15 protein-coding genes are annotated in these 21,873 nt (G+C 72.2%); 9 read left to right on the top strand and 6 right to left on the bottom strand.

The genetic code is table 11. The features are described from left to right. The first annotated feature begins 123 nt into the window (after positions 1-123). Positions 124-1,218, top strand: a complete 1,095-nt coding sequence (locus tag ACFTQE_RS13540) for a Glu/Leu/Phe/Val dehydrogenase dimerization domain-containing protein (protein WP_376925568.1) — start codon at positions 124-126, stop codon at positions 1,216-1,218. Between the two features lie 129 nt (positions 1,219-1,347). After that, a complete protein-coding gene (gene ddaH, locus ACFTQE_RS13545; protein WP_376925569.1) occupies positions 1,348-2,601 on the top strand; it encodes a dimethylargininase in 1,254 nt (417 codons plus the stop codon). Here ddaH and ACFTQE_RS13550 read toward each other — a convergent pair. From ACFTQE_RS13550 to ACFTQE_RS13565, 4 genes are all read right to left on the bottom strand, one after another. Further along, a complete protein-coding gene (locus ACFTQE_RS13550; RefSeq protein ID WP_376925570.1) occupies positions 2,573-3,271 on the bottom strand; it encodes an ABC transporter ATP-binding protein in 699 nt (232 codons plus the stop codon). The genes ddaH and ACFTQE_RS13550 overlap by 29 nt on opposite strands. Then, positions 3,268-4,305, bottom strand: a complete 1,038-nt coding sequence (locus ACFTQE_RS13555) for an ABC transporter ATP-binding protein (RefSeq protein WP_376925585.1) — start codon at positions 4,303-4,305, stop codon at positions 3,268-3,270. The genes ACFTQE_RS13550 and ACFTQE_RS13555 overlap by 4 nt, the downstream gene beginning before the upstream one ends. An 82-nt stretch (positions 4,306-4,387) precedes the next feature. Next, positions 4,388-7,150, bottom strand: coding sequence for an FtsX-like permease family protein (locus ACFTQE_RS13560; protein WP_376925571.1), 2,763 nt, complete (start codon positions 7,148-7,150; stop codon positions 4,388-4,390). Then, a complete protein-coding gene (locus ACFTQE_RS13565) occupies positions 7,147-10,185 on the bottom strand; it encodes a hypothetical protein (RefSeq protein ID WP_376925572.1) in 3,039 nt (1,012 codons plus the stop codon). Before ACFTQE_RS13565 ends, ACFTQE_RS13560 begins: the two co-directional genes overlap by 4 nt. 470 nt (positions 10,186-10,655) lie before the next feature. Between ACFTQE_RS13565 and ACFTQE_RS13570 the strand changes: the two genes are divergently transcribed. The 4 genes from ACFTQE_RS13570 to ACFTQE_RS13585 all read left to right on the top strand — a co-directional run bounded on the left by ACFTQE_RS13570 (position 10,656) and on the right by ACFTQE_RS13585 (position 16,944). Next, positions 10,656-12,545 (top strand): ABC transporter ATP-binding protein, encoded by a 1,890-nt coding sequence (locus tag ACFTQE_RS13570; protein ID WP_376925586.1) that lies wholly within the window; start codon positions 10,656-10,658, stop codon positions 12,543-12,545. Continuing rightward, on the top strand, positions 12,542-14,347 hold the full coding sequence (locus tag ACFTQE_RS13575; protein ID WP_376925573.1) for an ABC transporter ATP-binding protein: 1,806 nt from the start codon (positions 12,542-12,544) through the stop codon (positions 14,345-14,347). The genes ACFTQE_RS13570 and ACFTQE_RS13575 overlap by 4 nt, the downstream gene beginning before the upstream one ends. A gap of 147 nt (positions 14,348-14,494) precedes the next feature. Continuing rightward, on the top strand, positions 14,495-15,160 hold the full coding sequence (locus tag ACFTQE_RS13580) for a LuxR C-terminal-related transcriptional regulator (RefSeq protein ID WP_375835044.1): 666 nt from the start codon (positions 14,495-14,497) through the stop codon (positions 15,158-15,160). Continuing rightward, positions 15,160-16,944: a sensor histidine kinase gene (locus ACFTQE_RS13585; RefSeq protein ID WP_376925574.1), complete on the top strand. Its 1,785-nt coding sequence runs from the start codon at positions 15,160-15,162 to the stop codon at positions 16,942-16,944. The genes ACFTQE_RS13580 and ACFTQE_RS13585 overlap by 1 nt, the downstream gene beginning before the upstream one ends. Before the next feature lie 22 nt (positions 16,945-16,966). Here ACFTQE_RS13585 and ACFTQE_RS13590 read toward each other — a convergent pair whose 3' ends face one another. Together ACFTQE_RS13590 and ACFTQE_RS13595 are read right to left on the bottom strand one after the other, a co-directional pair. Then, positions 16,967-17,284: an MGMT family protein gene (locus tag ACFTQE_RS13590; RefSeq protein ID WP_376925575.1), complete on the bottom strand. Its 318-nt coding sequence runs from the start codon at positions 17,282-17,284 to the stop codon at positions 16,967-16,969. A 28-nt stretch (positions 17,285-17,312) separates the two neighbouring features. After that, positions 17,313-17,765 (bottom strand): GNAT family N-acetyltransferase, encoded by a 453-nt coding sequence (locus tag ACFTQE_RS13595; protein WP_074260178.1) that lies wholly within the window; start codon positions 17,763-17,765, stop codon positions 17,313-17,315. A 142-nt stretch (positions 17,766-17,907) separates the two neighbouring features. On the opposite strand from ACFTQE_RS13595, the gene ACFTQE_RS13600 reads away from it, so the two are divergent. The 3 genes from ACFTQE_RS13600 (at position 17,908) to ACFTQE_RS13610 (ending at position 21,823) form a co-directional block, all read left to right on the top strand. Further along, positions 17,908-18,504: a hypothetical protein gene (locus ACFTQE_RS13600; RefSeq protein WP_376925576.1), complete on the top strand. Its 597-nt coding sequence runs from the start codon at positions 17,908-17,910 to the stop codon at positions 18,502-18,504. A gap of 123 nt (positions 18,505-18,627) precedes the next feature. Further along, on the top strand, positions 18,628-19,845 hold the full coding sequence (locus ACFTQE_RS13605) for an NADP-dependent isocitrate dehydrogenase (protein ID WP_375835031.1): 1,218 nt from the start codon (positions 18,628-18,630) through the stop codon (positions 19,843-19,845). Positions 19,846-19,942: 97 nt separating this feature from the next. Continuing rightward, positions 19,943-21,823, top strand: a complete 1,881-nt coding sequence (locus tag ACFTQE_RS13610; protein WP_376925577.1) for a heavy metal translocating P-type ATPase — start codon at positions 19,943-19,945, stop codon at positions 21,821-21,823. Positions 21,824-21,873: the final 50 nt, after the last annotated feature.

Genomic DNA, 21,873 nt, shown 5'->3' on the forward strand with positions numbered 1-21,873 from the left:
GGTGCGCAGTGTGGTTGGGGCTAGCACCCCCCCCCGACGGCGGTACCCTTGAATCGAACCCGTGCTCATGAGGCGCCGGGTCAGGTTCCGCCCACGAAGCGGATGATTCAAGGAGAACGATCGATGACGATCACCCACGCACCGGCGAACCCCGCGACCGGCGCAAGCGCAGCACTGCCGACGGAGGCACCCGACCACGAACGGGTGCTCATCACCCGCGGCGCCCGTTCCGGGCTCACGATCATCGTGGCCGTGCACTCGACCCGTCTCGGGCAGGCCCTCGGCGGTGCCCGGCTCTGGCACTACGGCCGATGGACCGACGGTCTCGCCGACGCACTCCGCCTCTCGCAGGCGATGACGATGAAGAACGCGGCCGCGGGCCTCTCGCGCGGCGGCGGCAAGTCGGTCATCGCGATCCCGGCCGGCACGACGATCGACGCCGCGACGACCCACGACGCCATGCTCGACCTCGGCGACGCGATCGAGTCGCTCGGCGGCGCCTACATGACCGCCGAAGACGTCGGCACGAGCGCCGAGCTCATGGCCGTCGTGCACGAGCGCACCGAGCACGTCTGCGGCCTCCCGCCCGAGCAGGGCGGCGTCGGCGAGCCGGCGGACGCCACGGCAGCGGGCGTGCACGCCTCCATCCTCGCGACGCTCGGCGAGGTCTTCGGCTCGAACGACCCCGCCGGCCGGCACTTCGTGATCTCCGGCCTCGGGCAGGTCGGCGGCCGCCTGGCGCGCAGCCTCGCCGCGGCCGGAGCCCGCCTCACCGTGACGGATGTCGCGGAGGGCAAGCGGGCCCTCGCCGACGAGCTCGGCGCGGCCTGGGTCGACCCGGCGGAGGCCCACCTCGTCGAGGCCGACGTCTTCGTGCCGTGCGGACTCGGCGGCGTGCTCACGCCCGAGGTGGTGCGCGAACTCCGCGTCGCCGCCGTCGTCGGCGCCGCGAACAACCAGCTCGCCTCGCGCGACGTCGCCGCCCTGCTGCAGGAGCGCGGCATCGTCTGGGCTCCCGACTTCGTGGTGAACGCGGGCGGGGTCATCTACCTCGACGTCGCGAGCGTGCCCGGCGCCGACCAGGCCGCGCTCGATGCCCGCATCGAGGGGATCGGCGACACCGTGGCATCCGTTTTGCGCAGCGCTCGTGCCGACGGCACGACCACGCTCGAGGCGGCGGAGCGGCTCGCACGCACGCGGCTCGACGCCGGGCGCTGACTCTCGCGGAGGCGGCATCCCGGGCTTCCGGGGTGCCGCTTTCGCGACCGTGCCGGCATGCCGGCCGGGCCCGCTCCGCGCATCGGAGCACGCGAGCGGAGTGCGCGTGCGCGCCAGTAGGCTCGTGCCATGACGTCCCCCGCCATGCCGCCGACCGCCCCTGCCCGGTTCACGCCGGCGATCACCCCGGGGCGGCGGGTGGCGGCGGTGCTCGCATCGTCGGCCGCCGTCGCGCTCGCGGCGATGTTCGTCTCGCTGCTCGCGTTCTTCATCGGCAGCGGGCAGTCGCCCCAGGTGCTCGGCCAGGTGTTCGGCCACTTCGCGCTCGCCGCCTTCATCGCGTGGGTGCTGCTCTCGGTCGCGAATGCGGTCGGGGCGACGCGCGCGTGGTTCCTGACGCTCATCACGGGCTTCACCTCGGGCTGCCTCGCAGCGCTCATCGCGACGACGGTGACGGCCAGTGCCGCCGGCAACCCGTTCTCGGGAGCGATCTTCCTGTTCGTGATCGGCTCGCTCGTGAGCCTGAACCTGATCTTCATCCTCTCGATCATCGTCGGCGAGATGCTGCTCGCCCCGATCGTGCTCCGCGGCATCCTCGCCTACGCGCCCGAGGCGATCGACCGGCGCATCGCGCTCGTGCGCATCCCCGCGTCGAACCTCGACGAGGCCGTGCTCACGCACCGCGACCGGCAGCCCATCGACCAGTCGCTCGCCGACCAGCAGTGGGACAACTACTGCGCAGCCCTCGTGGCGGAGGGCTGGGAGACCATCGAGGTCGACGCGGCCCCCGAGCTCGCCGACTCGGTCTTCGTCGAGGACATGGTCGTGATGTTCGGCGACCTCGCCGTGCTCGCGAGCCCGGGCGCGGAGTCGCGCCGCGCAGAGGTCGAGGCGGTCGAGCGCGCGGTGCGCAACGTGCCAGGGCTCACGGTCACGCGCATCGAGCTGCCGGGCACCCTCGACGGCGGCGACGTGCTGAAGGTCGGCTCGACGGTCTACGTCGGCGCGTCCGATCGCACGAACGCCGAGGGCATCCGGCAGCTGCGCACCCTGCTCACGCCGCACCGCTACACCGTCGTCGCCGTGCCGATCACGAAGGCGCTGCACCTGAAGAGCGCCGTCACGGCACTGCCCGACGGCACGATCATCGGCGACCCGGCGCTGCTTGACGTCACGACCCTCTTCCCGCGCTTCCTGCCGGTGTTCGAGCCCGAGGGCGTCGCCGTGGTGGAGCTGTCGCGCGAGTCGCTGCTCATGTCGTCGTCGGCGCCGCAGACCGCCGCGATGATCGCGAGCCTCGGCTACCGGGTCGTGACGGTCGACATCGGCGAGTTCGAGAAGCTCGAGGGCTGCGTCACCTGCCTGTCGGTACGGGTGCGCTGAGCGAGACCGCTCGGCCGTCGTGCAGTTCGAGCACGCGATCGGCACGGCCGACGAGGGCCGGGTCGTGGGTCGTGACGACGGCGGCGACGCCGCGTGAGTGCACGAGCTCGCCGATGAGGTCCATGACGGTCGCGGCGGTACCGCTGTCGAGCTGCCCAGTGGGTTCGTCGGCGAGCAGCAGCTGGGGGCGCGCGGCGAGGGCCCGCGCGATGCCGACGCGCTGCTGCTGGCCGCCCGAGAGCTCGTACGGGCGCTGGGCCGCATGCCCGGCGAGCCCGACGAGTTCGAGCGACTCGGCGACGCGGGCATCGCGATCGGCGGGGTCCATGCGCTGGAGGCGGAGCGGCACTTCGACGTTCTCGGCCGCCGAGAGCACGGGGATGAGCCCGAACGACTGGAAGATGTAGCCGAGGCGGTCGCGCCGCACGGCCGCGAGCTCGTCGTCGCCGAGGGCCGAGAGCTCGTCGTCGCCGAGCAGCACGCGCCCGCTCGTCGGCGTGTCGAGGCCGCCGAGCAGGTTCAGCAGGGTGGTCTTGCCGGCGCCCGACGGGCCGGTCACGACGAGCAGCTCGCCGGGCCGCACCTCGAGCGAGACGTCGGCCACCGCGTGCACCGCCCCGGCCTTCGATTCGAAGACGCGGCTGATCGATTCGGCGCGCAGCGTGCTCATCGCCCCTCCTCGGGTGCGTCGGTGACGGATGCCTCGGCCGCGCGCTCCTCGGCGCGTCGGGCGCGCCGGGTCGTGGGGGCGGCGGACTCGGGGTCGGCGGGGGCCTCGGGCGCAGCGAGGGAATCGGGCGCAGCGGGCGTCGCCGGCCGATCCGGCGGCGGCGCGGCATCCGCTCGCCCTTCGTCACCCGGCCACACGCCGACGTGATCGGCCTCGAGCGCGAGTCGCACGCGATCGCGCAGCTCGAGGCTCTGCATGAAGTCGTGCGGCAGCTGCAGGCGCCCGACCCGGTCGAGCACCGCGAACTCCTCGGCGATGTGCTGCTCCTCGCCGTGCTCGTCGACGCGGGTCGACCGCAGCACCTCGGTCGAGGTGCGGCCGTCGCGGATCTGCACCGTGCGGCGCACATGGCCCGACACCGTCGGGTCGTGCGTGACGATGAGGGTGGTGACGCCGAGCTCCTCGTTGACGCCGCGCATCGCCTCGAGCACCGCGGCCGACGTGGACTCGTCGAGTTCGCCGGTCGGCTCGTCGGCGAGCAGCACCTCGGGGGAGTTGGCGAGGGCGACGGCGATCGCGACGCGCTGCTGCTGCCCGCCCGAGAGCTCGCCCGGGCGCCGGTCGTGCAGCTCGCCGACGTCGAGCAGCTCGAGGAGCTCTGCGACGCGGCTCGCCCGCGCCGCGCCGCGGAGGGTGCCGGCGACGTTCATCGCGAGCGCGACGTTCTCGGCCGCGGTCAGGTAGGGCAGGAGGTTGCGCGAGGTCTGCTGCCAGACGAATCCGACCGTGTGCCGCTGGTAGGCGACGCGCTCGCGTGCGCCCATCGACAGCAGGTCGTGACCGGCGACCCGCGCGACACCGGCGGTGGCGGTGTCGAGCCCGGAGAGGATCGTCAGGAGCGTGGACTTGCCCGATCCCGAAGCGCCGACGACGGCGACCATCTCGCCCGGGTCCACGCGCAGGTTCAGCCCCTGGAGGGCCTGCACCTCGACGCCGTCGGCGCTGAAGATGCGCACGAGGTCGGTGCAGAGCACGTGCGGCTCCGCCCCGGCGCCGGGGGAGGCGTGGTGCTGCGGGGTCGATGCCGGGGCCTGCTGGTCGGTGCGGGTCACGGGGTCATCCTTCCTCTTCCTTGCGCATCGCGCGAGCGGCGTTGACGCTGCCGTCGATGCGGGATGCCACGGCGGCCGCGGCGATCGTCACGAGCACGCTGCCCGCGAGCACCGCGGTGATGAGCCAGGGGTCGAGCGTCACGGCCGGCTGGGCGTCGCCGTCGGTGAACGCCCGCAGGTCGATGCCCGCGAGCACGACGAAGGGCAGCGCGGCGCCGAGCAGCGCACCGGCGACGAGCGCGATGAGCGCGACCGGGCCGATCTCCCACACGACGAGCGCGCGCTCGCCGCGGCGGCCGAGGCCGAGTGTCGACAACAGCGGCAGCAGGCGGTCGCGGGCCGGGCGGCCGACGACGAGGGTGAGCACGATCGCGAGCGCGGTGAGCAGGCTCGCCAGCACGATCGCGACGATGAGCGAGATCACGAGGCCCTGCGTCGTCGGCCGCTCGCGCAGCTCGGAGAGCACGTCGTCGGCGGTGACGACCACGGCGTCGTCGCCGGCGATCTCGGCGAGGGCGGCGGTGATCTCGTCGGCCCCGGCGGCGGAGGTGCCCTCGTCGAAGCGCACGAGCACGGTTCGGGGTACCAGCGTCGCGGTGAACGGCTTCGCGTTGTCGACGTCCATGAGCACCCAGTTCGCGCGAGGCGAGAACGCGGTGCGACCGTCGACGGCGCCGAGCGCGTCGAAGTCCTCGCCGTCGAGCTCGGCGGAGTCCGCGTCCGAGACGAAGTCCGACACCGTCTTCGAGAGCAGCACCGGCACGTCGTCGGCGTCGCTCGCGTCGAGGCCGGCGGGGAGCGGGGTCGACGAGTCGCGACCCTGCTGCACCTGCCGCATCTCCTCCGTGTCGATCACGATGAGCGTCGAGGTGCGCGATCGCCCGTCGGCGGTGACCTTGGTCGGCTTCGCCGAATAGACGGGCGCGATCGCCGCGACGCCCGGCACCGCCGCGAACTCGTCGAGCTGTTCGAGCGTGAACGGCGTGCCGCCGACGGATGCATCGGCGCCGACCTGTGCGTCGGCGGCTCGTTCGACGCCCGACTGCACCGTGCCGAGCAGCACCGAGGAGAACACGGCGACCGAGACGCCGACGACGACGGCGAGCACGGGCACGAGCCCTGCCGACGGGTCGCGGAGCGCCCGCGCCGACCCGAGGAACGGCACGAGGCCGGCTCGGCGCGCGGTGGTTCGTACGAGTGCGGCGAGGGGGATCGGGTACACCCGCAGCACGACGAGGCACGCGAGCAGCGAGAGGAGGAGCGGCACAGCGGCGAGCAGCGGATCGACCCCGGTCGACGCGGTGGAGGTGGCGAGGCCGCGGCGGTACAGCAGCACGACGGCGGTGACCGCGAGCACGGCGACGAGCACCTCGGCCATCCAACGGAAGCGCCCGGTGCCCGGCTTGCCGAGATCGGCCCTGGCCCTTCGGAGCGGGCTGAGGCCCGGCTCCGCCGCGACGAGCAGCACTGCCGGGGTCAGGGCGAAGAGCGCCGCGATCGCCCAGCCCGCCGCGCCGCCGTCTGCGGCGATGAGCAGCGTGCCGAGCAGGCCCCCGAGGATCGCGGCGGGCACGCCGATGGCGAGTCCTTCGAGCGCGAGGATGCCGCGGAGCTGCCCTGGCGAGGCCCCGCGGGCGGCAGCCAGCTCGAGGCCCGTGCGACGTCGCTCGAAGACGACGCGGGCTCCGAGCACGAGCACCGCGACCATCACGCCGATCGGGCCCGAGGCGATCGTGGCGAGCACGGCGTCGCTCGCGCTCGCCGCGACCGCCGCGTCGTTCAGCGCGTCGGTGAGGCCGCTCGTGAACGCCACTTCGCCGACGGTCGCGAACCAGTACTCCCACGAACCGCCGCCGAGCACGAACACCTGGCTCGTGAACTCGCCGAGCTGCGTGACGAGCTCGGCCGTGTCCGCGGCGCGGATGCGGTCGGGCAGCGTCGGGAACCACGCGTCCATCGCCGTCGGCAGGTTCGACTCCTGCAGCGCAGACCACGAGACGGGGTCGGCGAACCCGAGGCCCGTGACCTCGATGTATCCGCCGGGCGTGTACGCGACCGACGGTTCGAGCGCCACTTGCGGCACATGCGACCAGAACCCGTCGTCGGGGTCGATCGCCGCGAAGGTGCCGACGAGTCGCACGTCCTGCGGGTCCGTGCCGATCGGGATCGAACGGTCGTCGCCGAGCGCCCAGTCCATCTCCTCGGCGACCGCGTCGGCGAGGACGATCTCGAGGGGCGTGCCTCCCGGGACCGGTCCGGTCAGTGTCGCGGGCCATTCGCCGCCGGTGAGCGCGATGTGCTCGCGGATCCGGGGGTCGAACGTCGTGAAGAGCTGGTACGAGGTGGAATCCGCCGAGGCACCGGGCACGCTGGCCTTGGCCGGTCCGGTCACCAGCGCGGTGAGCGGCTCGCCCGTGACGCCGGCCAGCAACTCGGGCATGCCGGCACGGATGTCGAGCAGGCGCTGCTCCTGTGCGCCCCAGACCGCGTCGATCCGGGGGTCGAGGGTCGTGTCGCCGCTCGACGCGCCGAGCTCGGGCAGGTTGCGGCTCGAGGTGACGACGTCGATCTCGCGCGCTGCGAACTGGTCGAGCGAGTCCTCGAGCGCCGCCGTGTGCATCGCGGCGACCGCGCGCGGCACGCCGGTGGCGAGCAGCGCGCCGGCGAGCACGAGCAGCGCGAGCATGATCGACGCGAGCGGCCCTGCGAAGAACTGGCGTCGCAGGAGGCCCGGAGTGCTGAGCCGCGAACGGTGGCCGGCGGTCATCCTTCCTCCTGTCTGAGCCCCGGGCGCGCGGCGATGCGCCGAACGGATGCCGCGGCGCCCACTGCGATCGCCGCGGCGAGCCCGAGGAAGGCGGCGATGCCGAGGAGCCATGGCGCCAGGGCGATGCCGAACTCGACGGGCACGACGGCCGGGACGCCGGCGACCGCGGCCCTCGCGAGCTCACGTGCGGTGAGCAGCGCCGTGGCGACGCCGACGATCGCACCGATCACGACCGCCGAGCCGAGCGCCACGGCGAGCTCTGCGAGGCGTGCCCGCGATTGCGTGCGCGCCGGCACGCCCAGCGCGCGCAGCACGACGATCTCGCCCAGTCGGCTGCCGCGGAGTGCTGCGACGAGGGCGACGATCGCGATGAGGGCGAAGAGGAGCGCGCCGGCGGCGCCGATCCAGAGGACGGCGATCGCCGGGGCGATGAACGGAGCCGACGACGACGCCGACCTGGCATCCGCGATGACGGTCGAGCCGTGTTCGCGGTCGAGGTCGGTGGCGAGCCGGTCGGGCTCGGCGGTCGCGATCCATCGCTCCCCGAACGCCGGGACACCCGCGCCGGCGTCGAACGCGTACCGCTCGAACGCCCCGAGGTCGGCGAGCACACCGTCGTCGCCGGCCGTCGGCACCACGGGGAGCACGCCGGCCACGACGGCGTCGACCTCGGCGCTGCCGGTGAGCACGCGGAACGCGAACACGTCGCCGACCCGGGCCGAGATGCGCTCGGCGAGGTCGGCGCCGAGCACGACGGGCAGCGGATCGCTCCCGCCGTCGATGAGCGTCGCACGGGAGGCGGGCGCCTTCGAGGTGAGCAGGTGTTCGCGCTCGACCTCGAAGCCGGGGCCGGCGACGCTCGAACCGTCGAGGGAGATGGCGCCGAACGAGACGAGGACGTCGGCGCCCGCCGCGCCGGACAGCGAGGCGTCGAGGCCGATGAATCGCAGCCCCTCGGCGTCGGGCACGTCGAGGCGCACGGTGCCGCCGCCGGCCGCGACGTCGACGGGCACCGCTGCCACCGGCGTCGCGGCACCGTTCGCGGTGAGGAACCACGCGGCGACGGCGACGGCGCCGTTCGTGCCGGCGGGTGCATCGAGTCCGACGGCGACGTCGAGCGTCGTGGTGCCGGCAGGAAGCGCGGTGCCGGCCGCGGCGGCCGATTCCTCGAGGGCCGAGAAGCCGCTCGCCACGCCCGTGCCGGGCGCGATGCCGGAGTCGCCGACGGGCAGCGCCACCACGATCGCGCGGTCCGAACCGATCCGCACCTCGCCGCGGAAGACCGGAGCCTCGGCCGTCACGCCCTCGATGCCGTCGAGGCCGTTCTCGAGCGCCAGGGGATCAGGGCCCTGCACGACCTCGCGACCCGCGTACGACACGCGCACCTCACCGCCGGTCGCGAGCGCGGAGGCGGTGCGATCGATGCCCTGCCATGATCCCGCGAACGCTGCGGACAGCGTGAGTCCGGCGACCGCGAGCATCGTGACGAGCGACGCGGCCGAGTACAGCGATGCGCGGCGTGCGAGTTGGCGCATCGGCAGCGACGGCACCAGCCCAGGGCGGGCCACCGCGAACCGCTCGAGCACGGCGTCGATCGGACGCGTCAGCCAGAGCGCGGCGAGGGCGAGCGCGACGAGCACGAGCATCGGTGCGAGCACGGCGATCGGATCGACCTCCACGCCGCCCGACGCGCTCGCCACGAGCGGCGAGCCGTAGAGCCGGAACTGCCAGAACGCGACGGCGGCGAGCACGACGAGGAGCACGCCGCCGCCGGTCGCGAGGCCGCGCGCCACCCGGCCGATCTCGTCGCCCGCGCCTCGGACGACGGGCCGCCGCGCGTCGAGCCAGGCGCGGCCTGCGACGACGACCAGCGTGCTGCCGAGCACGACGGAGGCCACGACGGCTGCTGCGCCCCAGTCGCGGGCCTCGCCCGGTCGAGCGGCCGCGAGCACCGCCTCGGCCGCTGTGGCACCGATGATCGCGGCCGGCACGCCGAGCACGAGCACCTCGACCGCGGTGTCGCGGGCGAGACGACCGGCGGAGGCGCCGCGAGCGCGGAGCAGCAGCGTCTCACCGCGTCGGGCTGCACCGAGCAGTGTCGCAAGTCGGGTCAGGGCCGCGAAGCCGGTGAAGGCGAGGAGCAGGATCGGCAGCGGGGCGATGGCCCGCACGGCGCCGAGGCTCGCGAGGAGTCGCGAGAGCGTCGCCTCGAGGCCGCCGAGCGCGCTCAGGCCATCGGTGCCGATGGCCGGCTCCGCGCGAAGGGCGGGCTCGACGTCGGGCAGTTCGGCACGGAGCAGCCGTGCGGAATCGGGGGTCCCCGCGGCGGAGTCGACGACGGCCGTCCAGCGCACGACGACCGCGGCCGGAAGATCGAGGGTGGATGCCTCTGCGACGAGAAACGGGCCGGCGCCGTCGGCGGTCGCGCCGGTGGCGACGACGCCCTCTCCGAACCACGCCGGGTCGCTCGGCTCGAGCGGCAGCCACGTGCCGACGACGAGGAGTCGAGGCGCGGAGGCGCCGGCGAGTTCGACGACGTCGCCCGGTGCGAGGCCGAGCGCCTCGGCGGCTGCCGCGTGGAGCGTCGCGGGCACGGCGGTCTCGGCGGCGGCCGCGGCGACCGCCTCCGGATCCTCCGGCCAGGCCCCCTCGACGAGTTCCGAGCGCTCCTGCGCCGCCGGGTCGGCGAGCAGCACGGCGCCGAACGTCGCATCACCGCTCGTCGCATCGACCGGCGCGGTCTCGACGCTGCGGCTCCAGGACGCGTCGAACGGCGTGATCATTCGATCGAGCACGGATGCCGCGGCATCCGCCTGGGCCTCGGGGTCGTGCGCCACGCGGATCTGCCAGCGTGCGGCGCCCGTCGTGCCCTGCGCCGAGGCGAGGCCGCTGCGGAGCCCGCTCGCCGAGGACCCGGCGAGGGAGTCGATGACGGCGGTGGACAGGCCGGAGAGCAGGAGGACGACCGCGGCGATCGCGGCGAGCACACCGGCACGCGCGTTCGCGCGGGCGAACGCAGTCCGTGCCGCTCCCACGCGCGCTCCTCGTCGGTCGGGTCGTGTGCGCGGCGGTAGAGCGCCGTTTCGGACGGGTCGGGTCGGGTCGCACCGTCGTCACCGCACAGCGACGAATCCGCACAGCCTATCCCCGTGGTGGGTCTTGCGCGCCACCCTTTCGAGCCCATATTCTGTAGGGCTGGCCGAGGAACGAGTTCCGACCGGCCTCGAGGGTTCGAGACGATGACGCAGGAGGACACCATGCAGACAGACACCGACGCCCGCACGATTGCGGACTCCGGCTCTGCCCGCCCGGCGTACCTCGTCGGGCTCGCCGGGTAGACCGCCTGTAGTTCGCTACCGAATACAAGCGCAGGCTCCGCCTGCTCCGCGGTCTCACGCATTCTCGCGTTCCGCGGATTCCTCCTCTCCTTCCCTTTCGCCGACCGGCCCTTCCATGGGCGCTCGGCGCTCCCAATCCCGATTGGAAACCGGCTGTGTCCGTCACCCTGCAAACGCCGACCGCTCCCGACGCGCCCGAGCCCGCGTCGCAGCCCCCTCGCCTCAGTACCGTTCGCGCGCTCTGGCGACTGCGCGAGTACGCCGGTCCCGCCATGCCGGCCTTCGCCGGCAGCATGGCCGCGGCGCTCGTCGCCCAGCTCATCGCGCTCGCGATCCCGCAGGTGCTGCAGCAGATCGTCGACGGGCCGCTCGCGAAGGGCGAGGCCGACGCGGTCATCCCGCTCGCGCTGCTCGTCTTCGTGCTCGGCGCCGTCGAGGCGATCCTCTTCGCGGTCCGCCGCTGGCTCGTGGTCGGCCCGGGCACCAGGGTCGAGGCGCGCATGCGCAACGCCCTGTACGCGAAGCTGCAGGACCTCCCCGTCAGCTTCCACGACCGCTGGCCGAGCGGCCAGCTGCTCTCGCGCGCGGTCAGCGACCTCGGACTCATCCGCCGCTGGTTGTCGTTCGGCCTCGTGCTGACCGGCGCCAACGTCGTGATCATCGTGGTCGGCGTCGGCATCCTGATGTCGATGAACTGGTTCCTCGGGCTCATCTTCCTCGTCTGCTCGCTGCCGCTGTGGTGGGCGGGCTGGCGCTTCGAGGGCCGCTACTCCGAGATGTCGCGGCTCAGCCAGGACCAGGCGGGCGACCTCGCGACCGCGGTCGAGGAGTCGGTGCACGGCATCCGCGTGCTGAAGGCGTTCGGCCGCGGCAAGCACGCCCTCTCGACCTTCCGCGCGCAGGCCGAGTCGCTGCGCAGCACCGAGATCGAGAAGGCGCGCCTCGACGCGAACATCTGGGTGTGGATCATGGTGGTGCCCGCGATCGCGCTGTCGCTCTGCCTCGTGGTGGGTGTCTGGCTCGCCTCCCAGGGGCAGCTCAGCGTCGGCGAACTCGTCGCGTTCTTCGCGACCGCGACCGTGCTCGCCTGGCCGATCGAGTCGATCGGCTTCATGCTCGCGTTCGCACTCGACGCGCGCACCGCGACCGACCGGTTCTTCGACATCCTCGACAGCGAGAACACGATCGTCGACCCCGCAGAGGCCCGCTCGCTCGACCGTCCGCGCGGCGAGCTCTCCTTCCGCGACGTGCACTTCCGCTACCAGGACTCGCCCGAGCGGTTCGGCGACCTGCTCGACGGCGTCGACCTCGTGCTCGAGCCCGGTGAGACGATGGCCCTCGTCGGCCTCACCGGCTGCGGCAAGACGACGATGACCGCCCTCACGACGCGTCTCTACGACGTGACCGCGGGCTCCGTCATGCTCGACGGCGTCGACGTGCGCGCGTTCACCCGCGACGAGCTGCGCACCCACATCGCGATGGCGTTCGAGGATGCGACCCTCTTCAGCGCCTCGGTGCGCGACAACGTGCTGCTCGGTCGACCCGAGCTCGCGGGCGACGACCCCGCGGTGCGGGCCGAAGCCGACCGGGTGCTCGGCGAGGCCCTGCGCATCGCGCAGGCCGGGTTCGCCTTCGAGCTGCCCGACGGCCTCGACACGAAGGTCGGCGAAGAGGGCATGAGCCTCTCCGGCGGGCAGCGGCAGCGGCTCGCGCTCGCGCGCGCCGTCGCGGCCAAGCCCGCAGTGCTCGTGCTCGACGACCCGCTCTCGGCGCTCGACGTCGCGACCGAGGCGCGGGTCGAGGCCGAGCTCCGATCGGTGCTCGCCTCGACCACGGCGCTCATCGTGGCGCACCGGCCCTCGACGGTCATGCTCGCCGACCGGGTCGCGCTGCTCGAGCACGGGCGGATCACCGCCGTCGGCACGCACTCCGAGCTGCTGCGGGAGAGCGAGCACTACCGCTTCGTCATCACGAGCCTCGAGGACGACGAGCGCAGAAGCACCGGCGTCGATGCCGTCGACGCCCCGACCACGATCCGAGAGGAGGCGGCATCATGAGCGTCACCGGTGTACAGGGAGAAGAACGCCAGGACTACTCGAAGGCGGAGTCCGCGCAGATCCGCGCTCGCTCGCGGCGCCTGCTCGGCTCGCTGCTCGCCCCGCTGAAGGGCAAGCTGTGGCTGACGGCGGCGGCCATCGTCGTCTCGTCGGCCGCGCAGGTCGCCGGCCCCGCGCTCATCGCGTACGGCATCGACCAGGGCATCCCCGCACTCATGAAGCAGGACTGGTTCCCCGTCGCGTTCGCCGGCGTCGCCTACCTGCTGACCGGGCTCGTCGGGGCGTTCCTCATCTCGGTGTACATCCGGATGTCGGCGCGCATCAGCCAGGCCGTGCTCATCGACCTCCGCACCCGGGTGTTCCTGCACACGCAGAAGCTCTCGCTCGAGTTCCACGAGTCGTACACCTCCGGGCGCATCATCTCGCGGCAGACGAGCGACCTCGACGCCATCCGCGAGCTCATGGACGAGGGGCTGACGCTCCTCGTGCGCGGGCTCATGTACATGGTGTTCACGGGCGTCATGCTCGTGATCGTCGATGCTCCGTCGGCGCTCGTGCTGCTCGTCGCGCTGATCCCGCTCGGCATCCTCACGCGATGGTTCCAGGTGCGGTCGCAGTCGCTGTTCCGGCGCTCGCGCGTGGCGTCGGCGAAGCTCATCGTGCAGTTCGTCGAGACCATGACGGGCATCCGCGCGGTGCAGGCGTTCCGCAAGCAGCGGCGCAACGAGGTGGAGTTCGGCGGACTCGTCGAGGACTACCGCGACGTGAACGCGAAGGTGCTCGGCCTCTTCGCGGTCTACAACCCGGGCCTCGCCCTGATCGGCAACACCGCGGTGGCGGCCACCATCGTCATCGGTGGCTTCCGCGTCGTCGACGGTGCACTCGGGGTCGGCGTGCTGCTCGCGACCGTGCTCTACACGAAGCGGTTCTTCGACCCGATGGAGGACATGGCGATGTTCTACAACGGGTACCAGTCGGCCTCGTCGGCGCTCGAGAAGATCTCGGGCGTGCTCGAGGAGGAGCCGAGCGTGCCCGATCCGGTGAAGCCGGTCGACCTGTGGAACGCGGAGGGGCGGGTCCGCTTCGACGACGTCGAGTTCGCGTACACGAAGGACCGTGTCATCCTGCCGCGCTTCGATCTCGACATCCCCGCGGGGCAGACGATCGCCCTCGTCGGATCGACGGGTGCCGGCAAGTCGACGCTCGCCAAGCTCATCGCGCGCTTCTACGATCCGAGCGACGGCGCGGTCACGCTCGACGGCGTCTCGCTCACCGACCTGCATCCGAAGGATCTGCGGCGCGCGATCGTCATGGTCACGCAGGAGGCGTACCTGTTCTCGGGCTCGGTCGCCGACAACATCGCGCTCGGCAAGCCCGACGCGTCGTTCGACGAGATCGTGCGCGCCGCGATGGCGGTCGGTGCGCACGAGTTCATCGAGGGGCTGCCGAACGGCTACGACACCGACGTGAACAAGCGCGGCGGCCGGGTGAGCGCCGGGCAGCGGCAGCTCATCTCCTTCGCGCGGGCGTTCCTCGCGAACCCGGCGGTGCTGATCCTCGACGAGGCGACCTCCTCGCTCGACATCCCGAGCGAGCGACTCGTGCAGGAGGGCCTCACGAAGCTCCTCGCCGACCGCACGGCGGTGATCATCGCGCACCGCCTGTCGACGGTCGCGATCGCCGATCGGGTGCTCGTGATGGAGCACGGGCGCATCGTCGAAGACGGCTCGCCGGCCGAGCTCATCGCCGGCACGGGCCATTTCGCCGCGATGCACGCGGCCTGGCGGGACTCGCTCGTCTGAGCCGAATGTTCCAGCTTGACGGGGTACCCCGGCGTCCGCCTCGGGGTACCCCCTGAACTGGGCGCGCGGCGAGGTGCCCGTGCACGGTACGCTCGCGGCAGGCGGACACACCGTCGTGGTCACGCCTGCCTTCGGATTGGAGGAGCTATGGAGACGCCCGAACGTCCCCTCCGGGTCGCGATCGCCGACGATGCGCTCCTCCTGCGCGAGGGCATCGCGAAGGTCCTCGTCGACGGCGGCCTCGAGGTCGTCGCCTCGGTCGGCACGGGCGCCGAACTGCTCGAGGTCGCGGCGCGCGGCGGACTCGACGCGGCCGTGCTCGACATCCGCATGCCCCCCAGCTACCGCGACGAAGGCATCCTCGCGCTCGAGGAGATGCGCGCCCAGGGCTCGACGATCGGCGTGCTGCTGCTCTCGATGTACGCGACGCCCGAGTACGCGCTGCGGGTCATGGGCGCGGGCAGCGGCACCGGCTACCTGCTGAAGGAGCGCGTCTCCGAACCGCAGACCCTCGTGCGCGCCGTCGAGACCGTCGCATCCGGCGGTTCCGTCGTCGACCCCGAGGTCGTCGAGCAGCTCGTGCAGCGCACGCGCGCCGACGATCCGCTCTCGCGCCTCACCGAACGCGAGCGCTCGGTGCTCGAGCTCATGGCGCAGGGGTACTCCAACGGGGGCATCGCGCAGACGCTCTTCCTCGGGCTGAAGACGGTCGAGACGCACGTGCGCTCCATCCTGCAGAAACTCGACCTCGAGGAGTCGCCAGAGCACCACCGTCGAGTGCTCGCGGTGCTGACGCTCCTCGGCGCGAGGTGATGGCCCCCGGCCGCAAGGGCCGGATCATCAGGCGCTCGATCGTCATCGCACTCGTCGTCGCCGCGAGCCTCACGATGGAGATCACGGGATTCGTCGCGACACCCGCCGAGCTGCGCCGCGAGGTGTCGTGGACCACGCTGCACGCGATCGTCCCGCTCGTGTTCGCGGCGTGCGCCGGGGTGGCATGGGCGATCGGCCCGTCGCGGCTGCCGGCTCGCCTCATGGTCGCCTTCCCGCTCGTCTGGATCCCACTCTCGTTCCTCCGCGTCATCGAGCACGTGGCCTGGCTCTGGCCCTTCGTCTACGGCGTGCACCTGTGGTGGGCGGTGCTCACCGGCATCCTCGTGCTGCTCTATCCGCGCGGACGGCTGATCGACGGCGTCGATCGCTGGATCGCCGGCATCGCACTCGTCACCTCGGTCGGCTACCTGCTCGGCGTGCTGCTGCTCGGCCAGCCGTCGCCCGCGGTCTGCGACTGCACGGCGAACCCCTACCTCGTCGCCGACGCACCCGGCGTGTTCGCGGTCATCGACATCGGATATCGGCTCGTCGGCGTGCTGCTCGCGATCGTCATCGCCGTGCGACTGCTCGTGCGCTGGGTGCGCGGCAGCGTGCCCGCCCGCACCGTGGCGTTCCTCATGCCGATCGCCCTGATCGCCTGGGTGATCACCCTCGCGACGCAGGCCGCGGCGTACGCGTCGGGCGGTGCCGATCTCGTGCTCGACACGGTCTCGCTCGTGGCGATCGCCTCGATCCCGGTCAGCTTCGTCGCGGGCATCTCCCATGCGCGCAACATGCGCGCCCGGGTCGCCGACCTCATGCGCATCACGCGCGAGGGCGCCGATCGGGGCCTCTGGGCGGAGTCGCTCGCGCGCACCCTGCGCGATGCCTCCGTGCGCGTCTACTGGTGGGACGAGGAGCGGGGCAGGTACGCGGATGCCTCGGGGGAGCCGCTCGACGGAGGGCCCGCCGCCCTTCGCAGCGACCATGGCCTGCTGCCCGTCTCCTCGCCGACCGGCATGCCGATCGCCGTCATCCGCCACGACCGGGTGCTGACCGACAACATGCGCCTGCTCGACGGCGTCTCGAGCGCACTGCGCCTCTCGGTCGACAACGGCCGGCTGCGATCCGAGATCGAACGCACCCTCGAACAGGTGCGCCAGTCGCGGAGCCGCATCCTCGAGGCGGGCGACGAGGCGCGGCGCCGCATCGAGCGCGACCTCCACGACGGCGCCCAGCAGCACCTCGTCTCCCTCGGCATGCGCCTGCGCCTCGCGGCGAATCAGGCCCGCGACCGCGGTGTCGAGCCGCTCGGCGTCGAACTCGACGGCACGATCCTGATGTTGAACCAGGCCCTCAAGGAGCTGCGGGAGCTCGCGCACGGCATCCACCCCTCGCTGCTGTCGTCGGGCGGGCTCGCGCTCGCCGTGCCCGAGCTCGCGGGCCGCTGCCCCGTGCCGGTCGAGATCGACGTGCAGCCCGAGGGGCGCCTCCCCGAGGTCGTCGAGTCGACGGCGTACTTCGTCGTCTCCGAGGCGCTCGCGAACATCGCCAAGCACGCGCAGGCGACCCGGGGGTGGGTGCGCGCCGCACTCGTCGACGGCGAGCTCGAGCTCGTGGTGCGCGACAACGGGGTCGGCGGGGCGGCACCCGAGGGCAGCGGCATGCTCGGCATCGCCGACCGCGTCGACGCCGTCGGCGGGCGGTTCCGCCTCGACAGCGAGCCGGGGGCGGGCACGACCATCACCGTCCGCATTCCGCTCGCGGGGTTCGACGCGCACTGACGCCGCCGCCGACGGGTCGGCTTCAGGCGCGCCAGCGGCAGGCCGAGAGGTCGATGCGATAGCCGTCGTCATCGTTCGAGGGGCGCAGCGGCGTGCCCTCGTCGAGGTAGTGCTGCCGGGCTCGCTCGGCGTGACCCGCGGGCGGGCGCCCGCCCGCGCGGACGACGCGCCACCACGGCACGTCCGCGCCGGAACGCGCCATCACCTGCCCGACGGCGCGCGCGCCGCGCGAGCCGAGCAGCGCAGCGACATCGCCGTACGTCGCGACCTGACCGGGCGGGATGTCGGCGACCACCACGAGCACGGCCTCGACGAACCCCTCGGCGTGCTGCTGCGGCATCCGGTGCGCCGATCGCTCGGGGTGCGGGTCAGAGTTCGAGTGCGCCGATGACGTCGCCGTACGCGGTCTCGCCGATGTCGGTGAAGCCGATGCGGTGGAAGAACGCCTCCGGCCCCTCTTCGCCCGGCTCCCACAGCACGGTGATGCGGTCGAAGCCGCGGTGCTTGGCCTCTTCGGCGAGCGCCGTCGCGAGGAAGCGGCCGACGCCCTTGCCCTGCACCTCCGCGTCGACGTTGATGCGCCAGATGCAGGCCCGGAACTCCTCGTGCTCGTTCTCGGGGTCGAAGTTGCCGTGGATGAAGCCGACGACGCGATCCTCGAGCAGCGCCACGCGCTGCCACGCGGTGGCGGGGTTCACGACCGAGGACTCGGCGGAGTAGGTGACCGGGGCGATGAACTGCTCCTGGCCGGGCTTCAGCGACAGTGAGTTCGCCGCCACGATGTTCGACGCCGACAGGTCTTCCAGTCTGAGCTCAGCCATGCGCCAAGGCTAACGCGTGGGGCCGCAACGTCGGTAGCCGAGACGAAACAAAGGCGAACTGCCAGCCGAGGTGCCTGGCCGCTGATAGTCTCTCGCGGGTTGTCGTCGGAGGAAGCGGGAGATCATGCGTCGAGGGTTCACGTTGTCGGGACTGGTGATCGCCTCGGTGATCCTGCTGAGCGGGTGCGCCTCGAGCGCCGGATCGGCGCCGAGCGCCGAGCCGACCGTCGCCGGGGTGCCCGCCGAGGACCGGCTGCCGACCGCTGAGGACCTGCCCGACGGCTGGATCGCACAGCCCGACGCCGCCGAACCGAGCGACGACGCCGGCGACGCCGAGGCCGGCGACGATTCGCGAGGCGTCTGCGGCGGCGACTTCTCGGGCGGCGTGTCGGTCGAGCCCGACGCCTCGCGGATGTTCGACCTCGAATGGATGCAGGCCCAGCTCTCGGTCTCGATCGTGCAGGACTCCGACGAGGACTGGCAGGCGCTCGTCGAGCAGATCGCCGCAGACGGCGCCGAATGCGACGGTCAGGTGAGCCTCGCCGACCTCAGCGACCCCGAGTCGGGCGTCGTCGTGCTGCTCGCCGAGTCCGGCGGCACCCTGCCCACGTACATCAGCTACAGCCTCGTCACCGATGGGGACGACCTGCTCGTCGTCGGCACGTACTCGACGGTGCAGCTCCAGCGCGCCATGCTCGACGAGCTGCTCACGGCCGCCCGCGACAAGGCCGCGATCTGAGCGATCGCGGTCGGAATTCTCTCGATGTCGAGATATTCGGGCGACGCGGTAAGCTGGCAGACGGCGTGTCCGACCGCCCGCACACTTCCCCGTTTCCCCCAGTAGATCCAAGGAGAGACCCTCTTGTCCAAGATCAAGGTTGAAGGCACCGTCGTCGAACTCGACGGCGACGAGATGACGCGCATCATCTGGCAGGCCATCAAAGACACGCTCATCCACCCGTACCTCGACGTGAACCTCGAGTACTACGACCTCTCGATCCAGAAGCGCGACGAGACCGACGACCAGATCACGATCGACGCGGCCCACGCCATCCAGAAGCACGGCGTCGGCGTCAAGTGCGCGACGATCACGCCCGACGAGGCGCGCGTCGAGGAGTTCGGCCTGAAGAAGATGTGGAAGTCGCCGAACGGCACCATCCGCAACATCCTCGGCGGCGTCATCTTCCGCGAGCCGATCATCATCTCGAACATCCCCCGCCTCGTGCCGGGCTGGAACAAGCCGATCATCATCGGCCGTCACGCCTTCGGCGACCAGTACCGCGCCACCGACTTCCTCTTCAAGGGCGAGGGCACCCTCACCGTCTCGTTCACCCCGAAGGACGGCGGCGAGGCGCAGCAGTTCGAGGTGTACCAGTCCCCGGGCGACGGCATCGCGCAGGTGCAGTACAACCTCGACGCCTCGATCCGCGACTTCGCGCGCGCTTCGCTGAACTACGGCCTCTCGCGCAACTACCCCGTCTACCTCTCGACGAAGAACACGATCCTGAAGGCCTACGACGGCCGTTTCAAGGACATCTTCCAGGAGATCTTCGACACCGAGTTCAAGGCGCAGTTCGACGCCGCCGGCCTCACCTACGAGCACCGCCTCATCGACGACATGGTCGCCTCGGCCATGAAGTGGGAGGGCGGCTACGTCTGGGCCTGCAAGAACTACGACGGCGACGTGCAGTCCGACACCGTCGCGCAGGGCTTCGGCTCGCTCGGCCTCATGACCTCGGTGCTCGCCACTCCCGACGGCAAGGTCGTCGAGGCTGAGGCCGCGCACGGCACCGTGACGCGTCACTACCGCCAGCACCAGGCCGGCAAGCCGACCTCGACGAACCCGATCGCCTCGATCTTCGCCTGGACGCGCGGCCTCGCGCACCGCGGCAAGCTCGACGGCAACCCCGAGCTCATCGAGTTCGCCGCCACCCTCGAAGACGTCGTCATCACGACGGTCGAGTCGGGCGCCATGACGAAGGACCTCGCGCTCCTCGTCGGCCCCGAGCAGGGCTACCAGACGACCGAGGAGTTCCTCGCGACGCTGGCCGACAACCTGAAGGCGCGCATCGCCGCGTAGTCGACACGCCTCGAGACGGGGGTCGGATGCCACTGGCATCCGGCCCCCGTTCGCGTTTCCATCGTGCGTGCGCCGCCGATTCGGGGAGGATGGGCGCATGGCACGCCTTCTGAAGCTCGCACGCAGGTACTGGGTCGTCACGCTCACGCTCGGCATCGGCCTGCTGGGCATCGTGCTCGCGCTGACCGGCGCGGGCGCCGCCGTGCAGTGGATCTTCAGCATCTACGCCCTCGGCGTCGCGGCGTGGCAGGCGGTCGGGATGGTGCGCGACATCCTGCGCGGGCACTGGGGTCTCGACATCCTCGCGGTCACCGCGATCGTGGCGACGGTGCTGGTGGGCGAGTACGTCGCCGCGCTGCTCGTCGTGCTCATGCTCACGGGCGGGGCCGCGCTCGAGGACTACGCGAACCGCCGCGCCAAGCGCGAGCTCGATGCGCTCCTGACGCGTTCGCCGCAGCACGCGCACCGCATGGAGGGCGAGTCGATCGTCGAGGTGCTCGCGAGCGACGTGCGGGTCGGCGACGTGCTGCTCGTGCGCCCGAGCGAGATCGTGCCCGTCGACTCGACCCTGCGCTCGACCGAGGCGAGTTTCGACGAGTCCTCGATCACGGGGGAGTCGGTGCCGGTCGAGAAGCACGCGGGCGACCTCGTGCTGAGCGGTTCGATCAACGGCCAGGCCGCGGTCGAGGTCGTGGCCGCGGCATCCGCCGCCGACAGCCAGTACCAGCAGATCGTCGCCCTCGTCACGGCGGCCGCCGACTCGAAGGCGCCGGTCGTGCGCCTGGCCGATCGCTACGCGGTGCCGTTCACGGTCTTCTCGCTCGCGCTCGCCGGGGTCGCCTGGTGGGCTTCCGGCGATCCCGCGCGCTTCGCGGAGGTGCTCGTGCTCGCCACGCCGTGCCCGCTCCTCATCGCCGCGCCGGTCGCATTCATCGGCGGCATGAGCCGCGCAGCGCGGAACGGCGTGATCGTGAAGGGCGGGGGAGTGCTCGAGCAGCTCGCCGCCGCGAAGACCGCCGTGTTCGACAAGACGGGCACGCTCACCTACGGCTCGCCGACGCTCGTCGCGATCCGCCCGGAACCGGGCTTCGGCGAGGACGAGCTGCTCGCGGCGGTCGCCTCGGCCGAGCAGTACTCGTCGCACGTGCTGGCGACGTCGATGATCGAGGCGGCGAAGCACAGGGGCCTGCCGCTCGTCGAAGCCGAATGGGCGCGCGAGGCCGCGACGAACGGCGTGACGGCGAAGCTCGACGGGCGCGAGGTCGTGGTGGGCAAGTTCGCGTTCGTACGGGAGCACGCGAACGAGGCGGAGCGCACCGCGATCGCGCCGGGGGAGCTCGCCGTCTACGTCGCCGTCGACGGGCGCTTCGCTGGGGCGATCCTCGCGAGCGACCGGCTGCGCGACAACGCGGCGGCCACGCTCGCGCGCCTCGGCGAACTCGGCGTGCACCAGACGATGATGCTCACGGGCGACGCGAAGGCGACCGCCGACCACATCGCGGCGGAGCTCGGCATCACGCGGGTGCGCGCCGACTGCCTGCCGGCGGACAAGGTCGCCGAGGTCGCGGCGATCGCCGAGCGGCCGGTGATCATGGTCGGCGACGGCGTGAACGACGCGCCGGTGCTCGCCGCGGCCGACGTCGGCATCGCGATGGGGGCGAAGGGCGCGACGGCGGCGAGCGAATCGGCGGCTGCGGTGATCCTCGTCGACGACATCTCGCGCACGGCGAAGGCGGTCGAGATCGGTCGCGACACCGTGCGCATCGCGTTGCAGAGCATCTGGCTCGGCATCATCGTGAGCATCGGGCTCATGGTCATCGCGGCGTTCGGGGTGATCCCGGCGACGATCGGCGCGATCCTGCAGGAGGTCGTCGACCTCGTGACGATCCTCGCGGCGCTCCGCGCCATCGGCGGGCGGCTCGACGCGAAGGCGGACGCCGACGGAAGGGGCATCCGCTCCCTGGTCACAACTCGGTAACACCGGGAGGAAATCGGCGCGAACGGTTGCGTCGAGTTTGTTCGTAAGGT

The organism is Agromyces sp. NPDC056965 (genome assembly GCF_042673425.1).
Classification (GTDB): domain Bacteria; phylum Actinomycetota; class Actinomycetes; order Actinomycetales; family Microbacteriaceae; genus Agromyces.

Excerpts from the sequence above, each read along its gene's own strand:
- ACFTQE_RS13540 (WP_376925568.1), top strand. The coding sequence starts at position 124 with ATGACGATCACCCACGCACCGGCGAACCCCGCGACCGGCGCAAGCGCA.
- ddaH (WP_376925569.1), top strand. The coding sequence starts at position 1,348 with ATGACGTCCCCCGCCATGCCGCCGACCGCCCCTGCCCGGTTCACGCCG.
- ACFTQE_RS13550 (WP_376925570.1), bottom strand. The coding sequence starts at position 3,271 with ATGAGCACGCTGCGCGCCGAATCGATCAGCCGCGTCTTCGAATCGAAG.
- ACFTQE_RS13560 (WP_376925571.1), bottom strand. The coding sequence starts at position 7,150 with ATGACCGCCGGCCACCGTTCGCGGCTCAGCACTCCGGGCCTCCTGCGA.
- ACFTQE_RS13575 (WP_376925573.1), top strand. The coding sequence starts at position 12,542 with ATGAGCGTCACCGGTGTACAGGGAGAAGAACGCCAGGACTACTCGAAG.
- ACFTQE_RS13580 (WP_375835044.1), top strand. The coding sequence starts at position 14,495 with ATGGAGACGCCCGAACGTCCCCTCCGGGTCGCGATCGCCGACGATGCG.
- ACFTQE_RS13585 (WP_376925574.1), top strand. The coding sequence starts at position 15,160 with ATGGCCCCCGGCCGCAAGGGCCGGATCATCAGGCGCTCGATCGTCATC.
- ACFTQE_RS13590 (WP_376925575.1), bottom strand. The coding sequence starts at position 17,284 with ATGCCGCAGCAGCACGCCGAGGGGTTCGTCGAGGCCGTGCTCGTGGTG.
- ACFTQE_RS13595 (WP_074260178.1), bottom strand. The coding sequence starts at position 17,765 with ATGGCTGAGCTCAGACTGGAAGACCTGTCGGCGTCGAACATCGTGGCG.
- ACFTQE_RS13610 (WP_376925577.1), top strand. The coding sequence starts at position 19,943 with ATGGCACGCCTTCTGAAGCTCGCACGCAGGTACTGGGTCGTCACGCTC.